The following is a 14,179-nucleotide window of genomic DNA, read 5'->3' as shown; positions in this document are numbered from 1 at the left end:
CCCGGTGTGTCCACCTCGTTACCCTCCGGTGTAGTGGAGGGCCCCCTTCCGCGGCTAGTGCCTTTGGTCGGTGAACCGTATGCGGACATCTGTTCGCAGCCCGAGCGAGGGCCGTTCCGGGTGGATGCGGGTCTGCCGTGAACCGGCCACGCGCGGGCGGGGAGCCGGGGCCGCGCCCCGGCCGCTCCCGGTCGGCCGAGCCCGGCTGTGGCCGCCCGGGCGGGGCTCACCGCCGGACGGGCCGCGGGTGCGCGAGGTGGCCGGAATGCACCCGTCCCGGCAGGGGGGCGAAGCGGAGGGAACCCGAGAGAGTGCCCCGTGCCCATACGGAGTAGTCCCACCCTTTTGTGTAATGGTCGGATCACGCTGTGTGCTGCAAAGCTGCGTCCCGCAGATCCATGGAGTGATCGAAAGGGAAATACATGTCGGTCCAGGCAGGTTCCGAATCCGAGACCCAGGCCCCGCAGCGCAGTCTCGGGACATCGGCCGCGCGGAACTTGGCAACCACGACCAAGTCCGCTCCGCAGATGCAGGAGATCACCTCGCGGTGGCTGCTGAAGATGCTGCCGTGGGTCTCGGTGCAGGGCGGCACGTACCGCGTCAACCGCCGGCTGAGCTACTCGGTCGGCGACGGGCGTGTGGAGTTCATCAAGACCGGGACCCAGGTCCAGGTGATCCCGGCCGAGCTGGGCGAACTGCCGCTGCTGCGCGACTACGAGGACCTCGAAGTCCTCGGCGAACTCGCCCAGCGGTGCCGCCAGATCGACTTCGAGGCCGGCCAGGAGCTCACCTCCTTCGGCAGCTCCTGCGACGAGGTGTTCCTCCTCGCCCACGGCCGCGTCGACCAGGTCGGCCCCGGCCCCTACGGTGACGACGCCGTCCTGCGGACCGTCGCCGACGGCGCGTACTTCGGTGAGGACTCCCTCGCCGACGAGGAGGCGATCTGGGAGTACACCGCCCGCGCCGCCACCTCCGGCACCGCGCTCGTCCTCTCCCGCCAGGACTTCCGGCTCCTCGCCGACCGGGTCGACTCGCTGCGCCGGCACATCGAGGACGTCCGCACGCAGCCCGCCCGCAGCACCAACAAGTACGGCGAGGCCGCGATCGACCTCTCCGCCGGCCACGAGGGCGAGGCCGTACTGCCGGGCACCTTCGTCGACTACGAGGCCCATCCGCGCGAGTACGAACTCTCCATCGCCCAGACGGTCCTGCGCGTGCACACCCGCGTCGCCGACCTGTACAACCAGCCGATGAACCAGACCGAGCAGCAGTTGCGGCTCACGGTCGAGGCGCTGCGCGAGCGCCAGGAGCACGAGATGCTCAACAACCGCGACTTCGGCCTCCTCCACAACGCCGACTACGACCAGCGCATCCAGCCGCACGACGGCGCCCCCGGCCCCGACGACATGGACCAGCTGCTCAGCATGCGGCGCGGTTCCAAGTTCTTCCTCGCCCACCCCAAGGCCATCGCCGCCTTCGGCCGCGAGTGCAACAGGCGCGGGCTGTACCCGGAGTCGGTGGACATCGGCGGCAACCGGGTGCCGGCCTGGCGCGGGGTGCCGATCTTCCCGAGCAACAAGATCCCGATCAGCGACGCCCGCACCACCTCCATCCTGTGCATGCGCACCGGCGAGGACGAGCAGGGCGTGGTCGGGCTGCACCAGCCCGGCATCCCGGACGAGATCGAGCCGAGCCTGTCGGTCCGCTTCATGGGGATCAGCGAGCAGGCGATCATCTCCTACCTGGTCACGGCCTACTTCTCCGCCGCCGTGCTGGTGCCCGATGCGCTCGGCGTGCTGGAGAACGTGGAGATCGGCCGCTGGCGCTGAGGGGGCCGGCGAGAGGGAGCGGGGGACAGGGGCACGTCATGGCGACCACCGAGGCGATCACGACCGGCGAGGGCCACGAAGCGGCTGACCTGCTGGAACGGGCAAGAGAAACGGTCAACCCGGAGCTGCGCCGAACGGTCGGGAGCCTGCCCGGTTCGATGAGGCGCGTCGCGATGTACCACTTCGGCTGGGAACACGCGGACGGGACCCCCGCCGCGGGCAACGCGGGGAAGGCCATCCGGCCGGCCCTGGTACTGGCCGCCGCCCAGGCCCTGCGGGGCCCGGGCGGCCGGGTCGAGGACGCCGTGCGGGCGGCGGCGGCCGTGGAGCTGGCGCACAACTTCACGCTCCTGCACGACGACGTCATCGACAAGGACGCCCGGCGGCGCGGCCGGGCCACGGCCTGGACCGTCTTCGGGACGCCGGACGCGATCATCACGGGTGACGCCATGATGGCGCTCGCGCTGCGGCTGCTCGCGGAGGATCCGCACCCGGCCTCGGCGGCGGCCTCGGCCCGGCTGGCGGCCTGTGTCATCGAGCTGTGCGCCGGCCAGCAGGCGGACTGCGCCTTCGAGCAGCGCGCCCACGTCTCGCTCGACGAGTGCCTGACCATGGCGACGGCCAAGACCGGCGCCCTGCTGGGCTGCGCCTGCGCGCTGGGCGCGCTGTACGCGGGGGCAGGGCCGGACGAGGTCGACGCGATGGACGCCTTCGGCCGCGAGGCCGGGCTGGCCTTCCAGCTGATCGACGACCTGATCGGCATCTGGGGGGACCCGGGGCACACCGGCAAACCCGCCGGGGCCGATCTGATCGCCCGCAAGAAGTCCCTCCCGGTCGTGGCGGCCCTCACCTCGGGCACCGCGGCGGGCCAGGAGCTGGCGGCCCTGTACGCGGGTCCCATGACCGGTGACGACGACGTGCACCGGGCCGCCGACGCGGTGGACCGCGCCGGCGGGCGGGACTGGGCCCAGGCGCACGCCGCCGACCGGATGGGCCGGGCGGTGCAGCAGCTCTCACGGGCCGTCCCCGACCTGGCGGCGGCCGGCGGGCTGCTGGCCCTCGCGGAATTCGTCACGCGCCGTACGAGGTGAACGGGTAGGCGGACACGGACAGCGAACGGACGGGCCTGTTCCGGCATCACGAGGTGCCGGAACAGGCCTTTTCGCGGCCGTTCCTCCTGCCCCCGCCGATCCCAACTCTAGGATCGTCACGCCTTGTTGACGTGAGAGTGAAGGGTGGGCCCCGTGGCGCTGGAGATACGTCAGGCGGATCAGTCGGACCGGGACGCGGTGGCGCGCCTGCTGGACGAGGCCTTCCGCACCGACCCGGTGAGCAGCTGGGTCTTCCCCGACCCGGAACACCGGGCAGCGGTGCACGGGAAGTTCCTCGGCGTCTTCGTGGACGTGGCGCTGGCCGAGGGGCGGATCGACTACGCGGCGGACGGCTCGGCGGCCGCGCTGTGGCTGCGGATCCCGGCGGGTGAACCGGAGGGGGAGGACGAGGTGCCGGCCAGGATGCGGGAGGTGGCCGACCCCGGCAACGAGCGGTGCGAACTGGTGGGCCGGCTCACGGGCGCCGTGCACCCGACGGCGGAGGAACACGAGTACCTGCTGATGATCGCGGTCGCACCGGTCCGGCAGGGCGAGGGGCTCGGCAGCGCGCTGATCCGGCCGGTGCTGGAGCGCTGCGACCGCGAGGGCGTCCCGGCGTACCTGGAGGCCAGCAGCGAGCGCAGCAAGACCCTGTACGAGCGGCTGGGCTGGGAGTTCACCGGCGAGGTGGTGCAGCTGCCGCAGGGGCCCCCGATGTGGCCGATGTGGCGCAAGCCGCGGGGCTGAGGGCGCTCCCGCAGTCCCCGGCGGGCGCACGACGCCGCTCGGCACCTCGCCGCCCGCCACCGGTTGGGAGGCACCCCGGGGGTCGTCGCAGCGCCCGGATGTGCGCGGGGAGCCCAAGGGCAGTTCCGAGGGCTATTCGGGGGCCACCCGGCAGGCGCTCACCGCGGTGCCGTTGGTGACGCCGCCGGCGGTCAGCCCGGACACGCACTTCGCGTGGTCGCCGGACACCCCGGCGCCGCACGCGGTCCGGACGGACTGCGGGGCCTCGCCGCCCTGGAGCTCCCGCTCGACCTGGTTGATGCAGGACGAGACGTCGGCGTGGGCGGCGGGAGCCGCGAAGGCCGCGCCGCCGAGTGCGAGGGTCAGGCCGGTGAGGGCACCGGCGATACGGGTCGACGTGCGCATGGGACGCACCTGCTCTCGGGGATCGGCGCGGTCCGGCGGCTGGACGCGCCGGGCCCGCGTGAGCGGCGCCGGGCCCGCGCGGCCGCACGGGCTCCACGGCCTGCCCCGACTCCGGTACCGGCGGCCTCGGCGGGATTCCCCTCCTCCTTCGACGCTAGATCAGCCCCCTGCCGCACGCACCCGCTGGGCCCGGGCGCGCGAGCGCTGACCCGCCCGGACGCGCGAAACCGGCCTACCGTGGAGGTATGGCCGGTGACGAGCAGGAACAGGCGCACGAGAGGGTCGCCCCGCGGGCCGGGCACGAGCAGCGGATGTGCCCGGCCTGCGGGAGCCCCGTCGACACGGTGGTCAGACGGCGCAAGTCCCTCGGGATCTTCATACCGGAGTGGACTCCGGGTTCCTGCCGGAACCCGGAGTGCCCGAGGTACGTCCCGGTGGCGAACTAGCCCTTCGTCCCCATCCCCGAGGCGACGAGCCCGTTGGCCCAGAGCTGGTTGACGCGCGAGCGCTCCGCCGAGTTCGGGTTGGCGTTCTGGCACGAGGTGCCCGGACCGCCGCCCGACATCAGCTCGCTGCACGGACCGGAGTAGTGGTCCGGGAGGCCCAGCACGTGACCGGTCTCGTGCGCCGTCACGCGGGTGGAGTTGTACTGCTGGTTCTGCTGGTAGTCGAGGAAGATGTACCCCCGGCCGTGGCCGTCGGTGCTCGCGTAGGAACCGCGCGAGTCGTTGCCCTCGTAGTAGGAGAAGTTCCCGCCGGAGGAGACCTCCTGCAGCTTGACGTTGGACACCGAGCTGTTCCAGATCTGGGTCGAGCGGGATATCTGGCTGCGGAAGCTCGGGGCGTTGCGGGTGTTGTAGGTGACGGTCACGGCGAGGATGCCCGGGCTCGCGGCGCGCTGCTCGGCGACCGAGCGCTGGACGGCCTCGAAGAAGGCCTTGTTCGCGGCCTCGTTCTCCTGCGAGCGCTCGTACGCCGCGTAGCTCGCGGGAGTGCCGGCCGGGGCGGAAGTGGCGGCGGTGGCGGTGGGGGAGACGCCGAGGGCGGTGGCCAGGCCGAGGCCGACCGTGGCGGCCAGCACGGCCTTACGGGAGTGGCGCATGTGGGGGAGCTCCTACTCGTCCGGTGCGGTGGGGGGTGGTGGTTCGCACCGGAGTCTGCGGGAGCGGAAGTGCCCGGCGGATGATGTCATTCCCCGATAGCGCCGGGCTATCGGGAAGATTTCGTCAGACCAACTGGTATGAGAATGGCGGGATTCGGGGGGCTATCGGTGGCTGGTGCGGTCCGGTGAGGGCGCCCTACTCTCGGGGCATGGAGCTCGAGGTCAGGCACCTGCGCGCGCTGTGCGCCATCGCCGACGCCGGCAGCCTGCACAAGGCGGCCCGGCAGCTCGGCGTGAGCCAGCCCTCCCTGACGACACAGCTGCGCCGGATCGAACGGGCCCTGGACGGCGAGCTGTTCCTGCGCGAGCGGACCGGCTGCCGGCCCACCCCCTTCGGCCGTACCGTACTGGGCCGGGCCCGTCCGCTCCTCGCCGAGATGGCCGCGCTGGTCGAGGAGGCGCGGGCCGTGGCCCGCGGGCCACGGCTGCGGATCGGCTCCACGGCCAGCCGCGCCCTGCCGGGATGGCTCCGGCGGATCCACCGCCGACTGCCCGACACCGAGACCTCGCTGGTGGTGGACGTCTCCGCCAACGCGCTGCTGCGGATGGCCGCTTCGGGGCAGCTGGACGTCGCCTTCGTGCACGAGGTGGAGGGCAGTCCGCTGCGGGTGCCGGCCGGGTTGGAACTGCACGTGCTGATGGAACGCGAGCCGCAGTTCGTCTCGATGTCCCGCGACCACCCGGCCGCCGCGCAGTCGGTGGTGTCCTTAAGGGACCTGGCCGACGACCGCTGGACGGTGGACCCGTCGGTCGACGGCGAGTGGGACGGCCTGCGCCGGGTCTTCGCCGGGGCGGGACTGGACCCGCCGGTGCTGCACGCCGACTACCACACCGCGACCTCGCTGATCGTCTCCGGCGAGGCGGTGGCGCCCTGCCAGCCCACCTCCGGGCCGCGCGAGGACATGGCGATCCGGCCCCTGTCGGGCGATCCGCTGGCCGTACGGCTGCTCCTGGCGACCCGGCCCGGCGCGCACGCGGAGGTCTTCGAGGACCTGCGCGCCGCCTACCGCGAGGCCGCTCTGCGTACGCCTCCCTACCGGGCCTGGCTCCGTCACCACGCGAGCCCCCTCCTGACGGCTGCGTAGCCCCGGCCCGGGCGGCCGCCCAGCCCGGCCCGGGCGTGCCTCTTGCCCGGCCGGGCGTCCCTCCTGCCTGCACGCGCACCCTTCCCTTCCGGGGAGGGTGCGCCTGTCGTGCTGCCCTCCAAGACGGGCCCGCTTGACTTCCCCTGACCGCGATATATCGTGTTCAGCAGAAGACGCGATATGTTGCGTGCGTCGAGACCCGTCCGTGAACGCACGAGGAGGATCAGCCCCATGGCAGAGCAGGCGTCGCAGTCGACCTGGCACATCGCCGAAGCGCAGAAGCTCACCTTCGAGGAGCCGGTGACCGAGCTCCACATCCGCCTCGTCAGCGGCACGGTCAACGTCGTCGCCGCCGAGGAGGGCCCCGCCCGCCTGGAGGTGACCGAGGTCGACGGACCCCCCGTGTACGTGGTGCAGGAGGGCGGCGCCCTCACCGTCGCCTACGAGGACCTACCCTGGAACGGGTCCCAGGGCTTCAAGCAGTGGCTCGAGGCCAAGCCCTGGAAGGCCTGGTCCGGTTCCTCCACCGGCCGCAAGGCGTGGGAGCGCAGCGCCGCGGTCACCCTCACGGTCCCCGCCGGCACGCACGTCCAGGTGGCCACGGTCGACGCCGTCTCCTTCGTCTCCGGCATCTCGGGCGGCACCGACGTCAACGGCGTCTCCGGCGACGCCACGCTCGTCGGCCTGTCGGGCCGGGTCAAGGCCCGCACGGTCTCCGGCAGCGTCGAGGCCCAGTCCGTCACCGGTGACCTCGGCTTCCACTCGGTGTCCGGCGGCCTGACGGTGGTCGACGGCGCGGGCGTCAGCGTACGGGCCGACTCGGTCAGCGGCGACATGCTCATCGACCTGGACCTCGACCCAAGCGCCCCGCGCCCGGTGGACATCGCCCTCAACTCCGTCTCCGGCCAGGTCGCCATCCGCCTGCCCCACCCCGCGGACGCCCGCGTGGAGGCCAACACCGCCACCGGCGGCGTCTCCAACGCCTTCGAGGACCTGCGGGTCTCCGGCCAGCTGGGAGCCAAGCGGATCACCGGGACCCTCGGCTCCGGCACCGGCACCCTGCGCGCCACCACGGTCTCCGGCGCGATCGCCCTGCTGCGCCGCCCGCAGGCCGAGGCCGACACCCCCCTCGCCCTCGACAAGAAGGTGCTCTGACATGCCGCCCGTCTTCGCCCACGGCCGCCTCCGCCTCTACCTCCTCAAGCTGCTGGACGAGGCCCCGCGCCACGGTTACGAGGTGATCCGCCTGCTGGAGGAGCGCTTCCATGGCCTGTACGCGCCCTCCGCGGGTACGGTCTACCCGCGCCTGGCCAAGCTGGAGGCCGAGGGCCTGGTCACCTACGCCACCGAGGGCGGGCGCAAGGTCTACTCGATCACCGAGGCGGGACGGGCCGAACTGGCCGACCGGCGCGGTGAACTGGCCGACCTGGAGCTGGAAATCCGCGACTCCGTCACCGAACTGGCCGCCGAGATCCGCGACGACGTCCGGGGCGCGGCCGGTGACCTGCGCCGCGAGATGCGGGCCGCGGCCTCCGCGTCCGCGACCCAGGTCGAGGACGAGTCCTGGAAGGCGGCCAAGGAAGAGCTGCGCAAGGCGCGCCAGGAGTGGAAGGAGCAGGCGCGGCGGGCGAAGGACGAGAGCCGCCGCGCCCGTGAAGAGGCCCAGCAGGCCCGCCGCCAGGCCAAGGAGGCCCAGGAGCGGGCGCGCGAGGAGGTCCAGCGCATCGCGGGCCAGCTCCAGGAGCAGTTCGCCAAGTCCGGCGGTGTCCTCGGCAGCCTGGCCGGAGCGTGGCTGGGCGGCGGCGGCGCCGGGGCCCCGGCCGCTTCCGACGCCTCCGGGCCCGCGGGCTCCGCCGCCACCGCCTACACGGCGGCGGGCGCGGACTGGGCCCCCGACCTGACGCCGACCGGTGACCCGGCCCGGGACCTGGACCGGCTGCTCGACCGCTTCCGGGACGACGTCCGCGACGCGGCCCGCGACCACGGCGTGACCCCGGCGCGGCTGGCCGAGGCCCGCGCCCACCTGGCGGCGGCCGCCGCCAGGATCGAAGCGGGCCTGCGCCCGGGCGCCTAGTGCCGCGACCCGGTGAACCTTTCCGGCCACGGCGCCGGCCGGGGGGCGACGCAGTACGCCGGGGCCCGGCGCGTCCGTCGACTCCGTCGCGAACCTGCGCCGCCCCTGGGGCGGCGCCTCAGGCCGCCAGGCCCGTCTCCGCCGTGGAGTAGGTGACCCCGTGGTCGGCCAGGACCTCCGAGGCCGCGCCCGGCCGGGAGAGCAGGGCCAGCAGCAGGTGCACGGCGCCGATGTGGCGGTCCCCGCGGCCCAGGGCGATCCGCAGCGACGTCTCCAGGACCTTCTTCGCGCCCTGCGTGAACGGCACGTGGCGGCGGTCGGCCGCCGGGCGGCCCAGCGCCGCGCGCAGTGAGTCGCCCAGGGTCCGCCTGCGGGGCCCGGAGGCCGACAGGGCGCCCTCGCCGTGGCTCTCCTCGACGCGGGAGACGATCTCGGTGAGGTCGATGCCCAGCCCGGCGAGGGCTTCCTCGTCGGCCCGGGACATCCCGCCCCGGCGGCGGGTCGCGGCGAGGTCCGCGGCCACCGCCGAGCGGTCCGTGCCGAGGGGGTCCAAAGCGCCCTGGGCGAGCAGGGCCAGCAGCAGGTGCTCCTCACCGACCGCGGCCGCCCCGGTCTGCCGGGCCTCGGCCACGGCGCCCGTCACCGTGTCCCGGGCCTCGGCCGTGAAGCGTTCGAACATCAGAGCCTCCCGTGTTTCTTGTGCGCGGCCTGCCGGCTTACGCCCAGCTCGGCCGCGATGTCCTGCCAGGACCATCCCTGCGCGCGGGCACTGCGTACCTGTACCGCCTCCAGCTGCTCCAGCAGCCTGCGGAGGGCGGCCACGGCACGCAGGCCCACGCGCGGGTCACGGTCACCGGCCCGCTCGGCGAGATCGGTGGCTTCCGTCATGGATGTCAATGTAGGTTGACGCGGGAGGGATCGTCAACCCCAGTTGACGCCGGTCCCGGGGTGCCGGGAGCGCCGGGGGGATTTCAGGGGGTGAGGACCACCTTGCCGAAGAGGTCGCCCGACTGGAGCTTCTCGAAGCCCTCGCGCGCCCGGTCCAGCGGCAGGACCTCGTCGATGACCGGCCGCAGCCCGGTCGCCGCGCAGAACGACAACAGGTCCTCCAGCTCGTCCTTCGAGCCCATCGTCGAGCCGACCACCTTCAGCTCCAGGAAGAAGATCCGGGTCAGCTCCGCGTGCGCCGGCCGGTCGCCGCTGGTGGCGCCGGAGATGACCAGGGTGCCGCCCGGGCGAAGGGACTTCACCGAGTGCGACCAGGTGGCCGCGCCCACCGTCTCGATCACCGCGTCCACCCGCTGCGGCAGCCGCGCGCCGGGCTCGAACGCCTCCACCGCGCCGAGCTCCACGGCCCGCCGGCGCTTGGCCTCGTCACGGCTGGTGGCGAAGACGCGCAGACCGGCGGCCCGGCCGAGGGCGATGGCGGCGGTGGCGACCCCGCCGCCGGCGCCTTGGACCAGGACGGAGTCGCCGGGGCGGACCCCCGCGTTGGTGAAGAGCATCCGGTAGGCCGTCAGCCAGGCGGTCGGCAGGCAGGCGGCCTCCTCGAAGGAGAGCTCCGCGGGCTTGCGCAGCACGTTCCAGGCGGGGACGCTCACCTGCTCGGCGAAGGTCCCCTGGTAGCGCTCGGTCAGGATCGAGCGGGGCTCGTCCGGGCCCACCCCGTGGCCGCTCTGGCCGATCACGGAGTGCAGGACGACCTCGTTGCCGTCCTGGTCGGTCCCGGCGGCGTCGCAGCCGAGGATCATCGGGAGTTTGTCCTCGCCGAGGCCGACCCCGCGCAGCGACCAGAGGTCGTGGTGGTTGAGGGAGGCGGCCTTGACGTTCACGGTCACCCACCCCGGCCGGGCCCCGGGCGCCGGGCGCTCGCCCAGCACAAGGCCGTTCAGGGGGTGGTCACGGTCGATTCGGGCGGCATAGGCAGCGAACATGCCGCGACGTTACCGCTGGGTAGGGGCGGGGTTCCAGCCCTTCGGGCAGCGCGGCGGTGAGGCGTTCGCCGCACCGCCCGCCCGGCGGGGCGACCGGGCGGCGTGCGGGGCGGCCGGTTCCCCGGTACGCGCGAGGGCCCGCCCGGAGTGATCCGGGCGGGCCCTCGCGTACGGCGGGGTGCGCGGCTAGGCCAGGCGGGCCACGCCGTCGGCCTTCGCCGCGGCCGCGACCGCGGAGGCGACGGCCTCGGCCACGCGCTCGTCGAAGGGCGAGGGGATGACGTAGTCGGCGGCGAGCTCGTCACCCACGACGCCCGCGATGGCGTCGGCAGCGGCGATCTTCATGCCCTCGGTGATCCGGCTGGCGCGGACCTTGAGGGCGCCCGCGAAGATGCCCGGAAAGGCCAGCACGTTGTTGATCTGGTTCGGGAAGTCCGAACGGCCCGTGGCCACGACCGCCGCGTACTTGTGCGCGACGTCCGGGTGGACCTCCGGGTTCGGGTTGGCCATGGCGAAGACGAAGGCGTCCTTCGCCATCGAGGCCACCGCCTCCTCGGGGACGGTGCCGCCGGAGACGCCGATGAAGACGTCCGCGCCGTCCAGAGCCTGCTCCAGGGAGCCGGTCCGGCCCGTCCTGTTGGTCAGGCTCGCGATCTCCGCCTTGACGTCCGTCAGGTCGGAGCGGTCCGCCGAGACGACGCCCTTGCGGTCGGTCACGCAGACGTCACCGATGCCCGCGTCCACCAGGATCTTGGCGATGGCGATGCCCGCGGCGCCGGCGCCCGAGATCACGGCGCGCAGGTCGCCGAGGGTGCGACCGGTCAGCCGCGCCGCGTTGCGCAGCGCGGCCAGCGTCACGATGGCCGTGCCGTGCTGGTCGTCGTGGAAGACCGGGATGTCCAGCGCTTCCTGGAGCCTGCGCTCGATCTCGAAGCAGCGGGGGGCGGAGATGTCCTCCAGGTTCACCCCGCCGAAGGACGGCGCGAGACGGATGACCGTCTCGATGATCTCGTCCGTGTCCTTGGTGGCGAGCGCGATCGGCACCGCGTCCACGCCGCCGAACTGCTTGAACAGGATGGCCTTGCCCTCCATCACCGGGAGGGAGGCCTCGGGACCGATGTCACCGAGTCCGAGCACGGCCGTGCCGTCGGTGACGACGGCGACCACGTTGGACTTCCAGGTGTATTCGTTCACCAGCTCCGGCTGCTCGGCGATGGCGCTGCACACCTTCGCCACGCCGGGCGTGTACGCGAGGGACAGGTCGTCCCTGTCGTTGACGGGCACCGTGGCCTGGATGGCCATCTTGCCGCCCCGGTGGAGGGCGAACACCGCGTCGGGGTTGTTGTCCGTCGCACTGTCACTGCGAGGGTTGACGATCTCCGCTGCCACTTCGTGTGACCCCTTAAGTCCTTTGAATCATTGAGGGTGACCACTCCTGGTTAAGGGGTGGGCGGGCACCGCGTCCGTACTCCGCATCGACGGTTGGCCCGTCCCCGCGGAGGGGAAGGTTCGTACGCGCGGGCGCGCCGCACGCGCGCCCTGAGCCCCGGATGAGGGGTGTAAGGATCTGTTCTACCCGAAGAACGGTCACCCAGACGAGTCGATTCCGGCTCGACCCTAGGCCGCTTGTCACGGTTTTGGCTAAAAGTCCAAACCTCTCTGTCCGATGGGCGAGACGCACCGCAAATAGTGAGCCCGAACTGCCTGGTCACGGCGGTTTGTGCGGCTCCGAGGCGCCTTGCCCGCAGTCCTGTTGGGTCGTCGGGGGTGTCCGTTATCTGATTTTGACCTGCTGGGCAGCCTGAATGCGCCAGTCCGAATGGCAAGATGCCGTAATCACACAAGGTCGCGACACTCGAAGGTGCGTGCACGACCGTTTTTCGGTGCTTTTCCACCAGCCGGAGGAACCAGCTCATGACCGCAAGCATCACCCGTCGTACGACCGCCGCCCGGTCCCGGATCGCCGCGGTCGGCGCGATCGCGGTCGCCGGCGCCCTGGTCCTCACCGGCTGTGGCGACCAGACGGACAGCGGCTCCGCGTCCAAGGAGAAGACCAGCGACGCCCCGCTCTTCTCCAAGCTGCCGAAGAAGATCCAGGACGCCGGTGTCGTCAAGGTCGGCACGGACGCGGCCTACGCTCCGATGGAGTTCACCGAGGGCGGCAAGATCGTCGGTGTCGACCCCGACATCGCCGAGGCCCTGGGCAAGCAGCTCGGTGTGAAGTTCCAGTTCACCTCCGGCACCTTCGACGGTCTGATCACCTCGCTGGACACCGGCCGCCAGGACCTGGCCATGTCGTCGATCACCGACAACAAGAAGCGCCAGGAGGGCCTGGACGACAAGGGCGCCAAGATCGGCAAGGGCGTCGACTTCGTCGACTACTTCTCCTCCGGCGTCTCGCTCCTCGTCAAGAAGGGCAACCCGGAGAACATCAAGTCCCTCGACGACCTGTGCGGCAGGACGGTCGCCGTCCAGCGCGGCACCACCTACGAGGACACCTTCAAGGCCCAGGCCGAGAAGTGCGGTGACAAGAAGCTCACCATCGAGGCCTTCGACACCGACGCCGAGGCGCAGACCCGCGTCAAGGCCGGCGGCGCCGTCGCCGACCTGAACGACTTCCCGGTCACCGCGTACACCGCCAAGACCTCGGGCGGCGGCAACGACTTCGAGGTCGGCGGCCAGCAGGCCGACGTCGGCCTCTTCGGCATGGCCGTCTCCAAGAACAACACCGAGCTGCGCGACGCCCTCAAGGAAGCGCTGGACGCCATCATCAAGGACGGCTCCTACGCCAAGGTCCTGGAGAAGTGGAACGTCAAGGACAGCGCCGTGCAGTCCGCCACCGTCAACGCGGGCCAGTGATCCGAACGCGCTCCACTGAAGGGCAGTCGTTGTGACTGACAAGATCGACCAGGGTCCGGCCGCGACTCCGCCGGCCGGGCCCGGCGCCTCGGGCACCCCCTACGAGGCCATCAAGGCAATCCCCGTACGCCACTACGGGCGCTGGATCAGTGCGGTGGTCGTCGCCGTGCTCCTCGCGTGGCTGGCGTACGCCTTCTCCCAGGGCAACATCATCTGGGGGACGGTCTGGAGCAAGCTGTTCGACCCCTCGGTCCTCACGGGTCTCGGCAACACCGTGATCATCAGCGTTTCGTCGATGGCGCTGGGCCTCGTGCTCGGCATCCTGTTCGCCGTCATGCGGCTCTCGCACAACCCGGTCACGAGCTTCGTGTCCTGGCTCTACATCTGGTTCTTCCGCGGCACCCCGGTCTACGTCCAGCTGCTGGTGTGGTTCAACCTGTCGCTGATCTTCCAGTACATCAACCTGGGGCCGATCTACAAGAACGAGACCGTCGACGTCATGACGCCGTTCATGGTCGCCCTGCTGGGCCTCGGCCTGAACGAGGGCGCCTACATGGCGGAGATCGTCCGGTCGGGCATCCAGTCCGTCGACGAGGGCCAGACCGAGGCCTCGCACGCCCTCGGCATGACCCAGGTGCAGACCATGCGCCGGGTCGTCCTGCCCCAGGCGATGCGGGTGATCATCCCGCCGACCGGCAACGAGTTCATCAACATGCTGAAGACCTCCTCGCTGGTCTCGGCGGTGCAGTACACCGAACTCCTGCGGGCCAGCTCCAACATCGGCACCACGGCCGGGGCCATCATGGAGATGCTCTTCGTGGCCTCCATCTGGTACCTGACCCTGACCAGCCTCTTCAGCGTCGGGCAGTACTACCTGGAGCGCCGCTTCGCCCGCGGTTCACTGCGCAGCCTGCCGCCCACGCCGTTCCAGCGGCTGAAGGCCAACCTGAACATGTTCCGCCGTACGGAGGTGGCGAAGTGACCGCCCAGCCG

Annotated in this window: 15 protein-coding genes; 9 read left to right on the top strand and 6 right to left on the bottom strand. The window is 72.0% G+C overall.

The window, feature by feature from the left end; genetic code table 11:
• Positions 1-422 precede the first annotated feature (422 nt).
• The 3 genes from AMK16_RS09485 to AMK16_RS09475 all read left to right on the top strand — a co-directional run bounded on the left by AMK16_RS09485 (position 423) and on the right by AMK16_RS09475 (position 3,667).
• Entirely contained in the window at positions 423-1,829 is a 1,407-nt protein-coding gene (locus tag AMK16_RS09485) for a family 2B encapsulin nanocompartment shell protein (protein ID WP_073911745.1), read from the top strand.
• A 38-nt stretch (positions 1,830-1,867) separates the two neighbouring features.
• Entirely contained in the window at positions 1,868-2,920 is a 1,053-nt protein-coding gene (locus AMK16_RS09480; protein ID WP_073911741.1) for a family 2 encapsulin nanocompartment cargo protein polyprenyl transferase, read from the top strand.
• Between the two features lie 153 nt (positions 2,921-3,073).
• The gene (locus AMK16_RS09475) at positions 3,074-3,667 is read left to right on the top strand and encodes a GNAT family N-acetyltransferase (RefSeq protein ID WP_073913499.1); all 594 of its coding nucleotides are present in this window, start codon (positions 3,074-3,076) and stop codon (positions 3,665-3,667) included.
• A 132-nt stretch (positions 3,668-3,799) separates the two neighbouring features.
• Here the strand turns inward: AMK16_RS09475 and AMK16_RS09470 are convergent, their stop codons facing one another.
• Complete coding sequence (locus tag AMK16_RS09470; RefSeq protein ID WP_073911738.1) at positions 3,800-4,072, bottom strand: hypothetical protein; 273 nt, start codon at positions 4,070-4,072, stop codon at positions 3,800-3,802.
• A 245-nt stretch (positions 4,073-4,317) separates the two neighbouring features.
• On the opposite strand from AMK16_RS09470, the gene AMK16_RS09465 reads away from it, so the two are divergent.
• Positions 4,318-4,518 (top strand): hypothetical protein, encoded by a 201-nt coding sequence (locus AMK16_RS09465; protein ID WP_073911735.1) that lies wholly within the window; start codon positions 4,318-4,320, stop codon positions 4,516-4,518.
• On the opposite strand, the gene snpA is transcribed toward AMK16_RS09465, so the two are convergent.
• On the bottom strand, positions 4,515-5,174 hold the full coding sequence (snpA, locus tag AMK16_RS09460) for a snapalysin (RefSeq protein ID WP_073911732.1): 660 nt from the start codon (positions 5,172-5,174) through the stop codon (positions 4,515-4,517). The genes AMK16_RS09465 and snpA overlap by 4 nt on opposite strands.
• Positions 5,175-5,383: 209 nt before the next feature.
• Here snpA and AMK16_RS09455 point away from each other — a divergent pair, with 209 nt between their 5' ends.
• From AMK16_RS09455 to AMK16_RS09445, 3 genes are all read left to right on the top strand, one after another.
• Complete coding sequence (locus AMK16_RS09455; RefSeq protein ID WP_073911708.1) at positions 5,384-6,319, top strand: LysR family transcriptional regulator; 936 nt, start codon at positions 5,384-5,386, stop codon at positions 6,317-6,319.
• A 231-nt stretch (positions 6,320-6,550) separates the two neighbouring features.
• Positions 6,551-7,474 (top strand): DUF4097 family beta strand repeat-containing protein, encoded by a 924-nt coding sequence (locus AMK16_RS09450; protein ID WP_073911693.1) that lies wholly within the window; start codon positions 6,551-6,553, stop codon positions 7,472-7,474.
• Position 7,475: 1 nt separating this feature from the next.
• Positions 7,476-8,393, top strand: coding sequence for a PadR family transcriptional regulator (locus AMK16_RS09445; protein WP_073911689.1), 918 nt, complete (start codon positions 7,476-7,478; stop codon positions 8,391-8,393).
• A 118-nt stretch (positions 8,394-8,511) separates the two neighbouring features.
• On the opposite strand, the gene AMK16_RS09440 is transcribed toward AMK16_RS09445, so the two are convergent.
• The 4 genes from AMK16_RS09440 to AMK16_RS09425 form a co-directional block, all read right to left on the bottom strand.
• Positions 8,512-9,072 carry a Clp protease N-terminal domain-containing protein gene (locus AMK16_RS09440; RefSeq protein WP_073911686.1) on the bottom strand — a complete coding sequence of 187 codons (561 nt, stop codon included), beginning with the start codon at positions 9,070-9,072 and terminating at the stop codon, positions 8,512-8,514.
• The gene (locus AMK16_RS09435; protein ID WP_073911683.1) at positions 9,072-9,281 is read right to left on the bottom strand and encodes a helix-turn-helix domain-containing protein; all 210 of its coding nucleotides are present in this window, start codon (positions 9,279-9,281) and stop codon (positions 9,072-9,074) included. The genes AMK16_RS09440 and AMK16_RS09435 overlap by 1 nt, the downstream gene beginning before the upstream one ends.
• Positions 9,282-9,364: 83 nt before the next feature.
• The gene (locus AMK16_RS09430) at positions 9,365-10,327 is read right to left on the bottom strand and encodes a zinc-binding dehydrogenase (RefSeq protein ID WP_073911682.1); all 963 of its coding nucleotides are present in this window, start codon (positions 10,325-10,327) and stop codon (positions 9,365-9,367) included.
• A 186-nt stretch (positions 10,328-10,513) separates the two neighbouring features.
• On the bottom strand, positions 10,514-11,716 hold the full coding sequence (locus AMK16_RS09425; RefSeq protein ID WP_073911680.1) for an NAD(P)-dependent malic enzyme: 1,203 nt from the start codon (positions 11,714-11,716) through the stop codon (positions 10,514-10,516).
• A gap of 525 nt (positions 11,717-12,241) precedes the next feature.
• Here AMK16_RS09425 and AMK16_RS09420 point away from each other — a divergent pair.
• Both AMK16_RS09420 and AMK16_RS09415 read left to right on the top strand, forming a co-directional pair.
• Positions 12,242-13,186 carry an ABC transporter substrate-binding protein gene (locus tag AMK16_RS09420; RefSeq protein ID WP_073911677.1) on the top strand — a complete coding sequence of 315 codons (945 nt, stop codon included), beginning with the start codon at positions 12,242-12,244 and terminating at the stop codon, positions 13,184-13,186.
• Positions 13,187-13,217: 31 nt separating this feature from the next.
• On the top strand, positions 13,218-14,168 hold the full coding sequence (locus AMK16_RS09415; RefSeq protein ID WP_073911674.1) for an amino acid ABC transporter permease: 951 nt from the start codon (positions 13,218-13,220) through the stop codon (positions 14,166-14,168).
• Positions 14,169-14,179 lie beyond the last annotated feature (11 nt).

Source organism: Streptomyces sp. CB00455, from assembly GCF_001905445.1.
Classification (GTDB): domain Bacteria; phylum Actinomycetota; class Actinomycetes; order Streptomycetales; family Streptomycetaceae; genus Streptomyces.
Note: the sequence above shows the minus strand (reverse complement) of the source record. Positions and strands in the feature narration are given on the sequence as shown.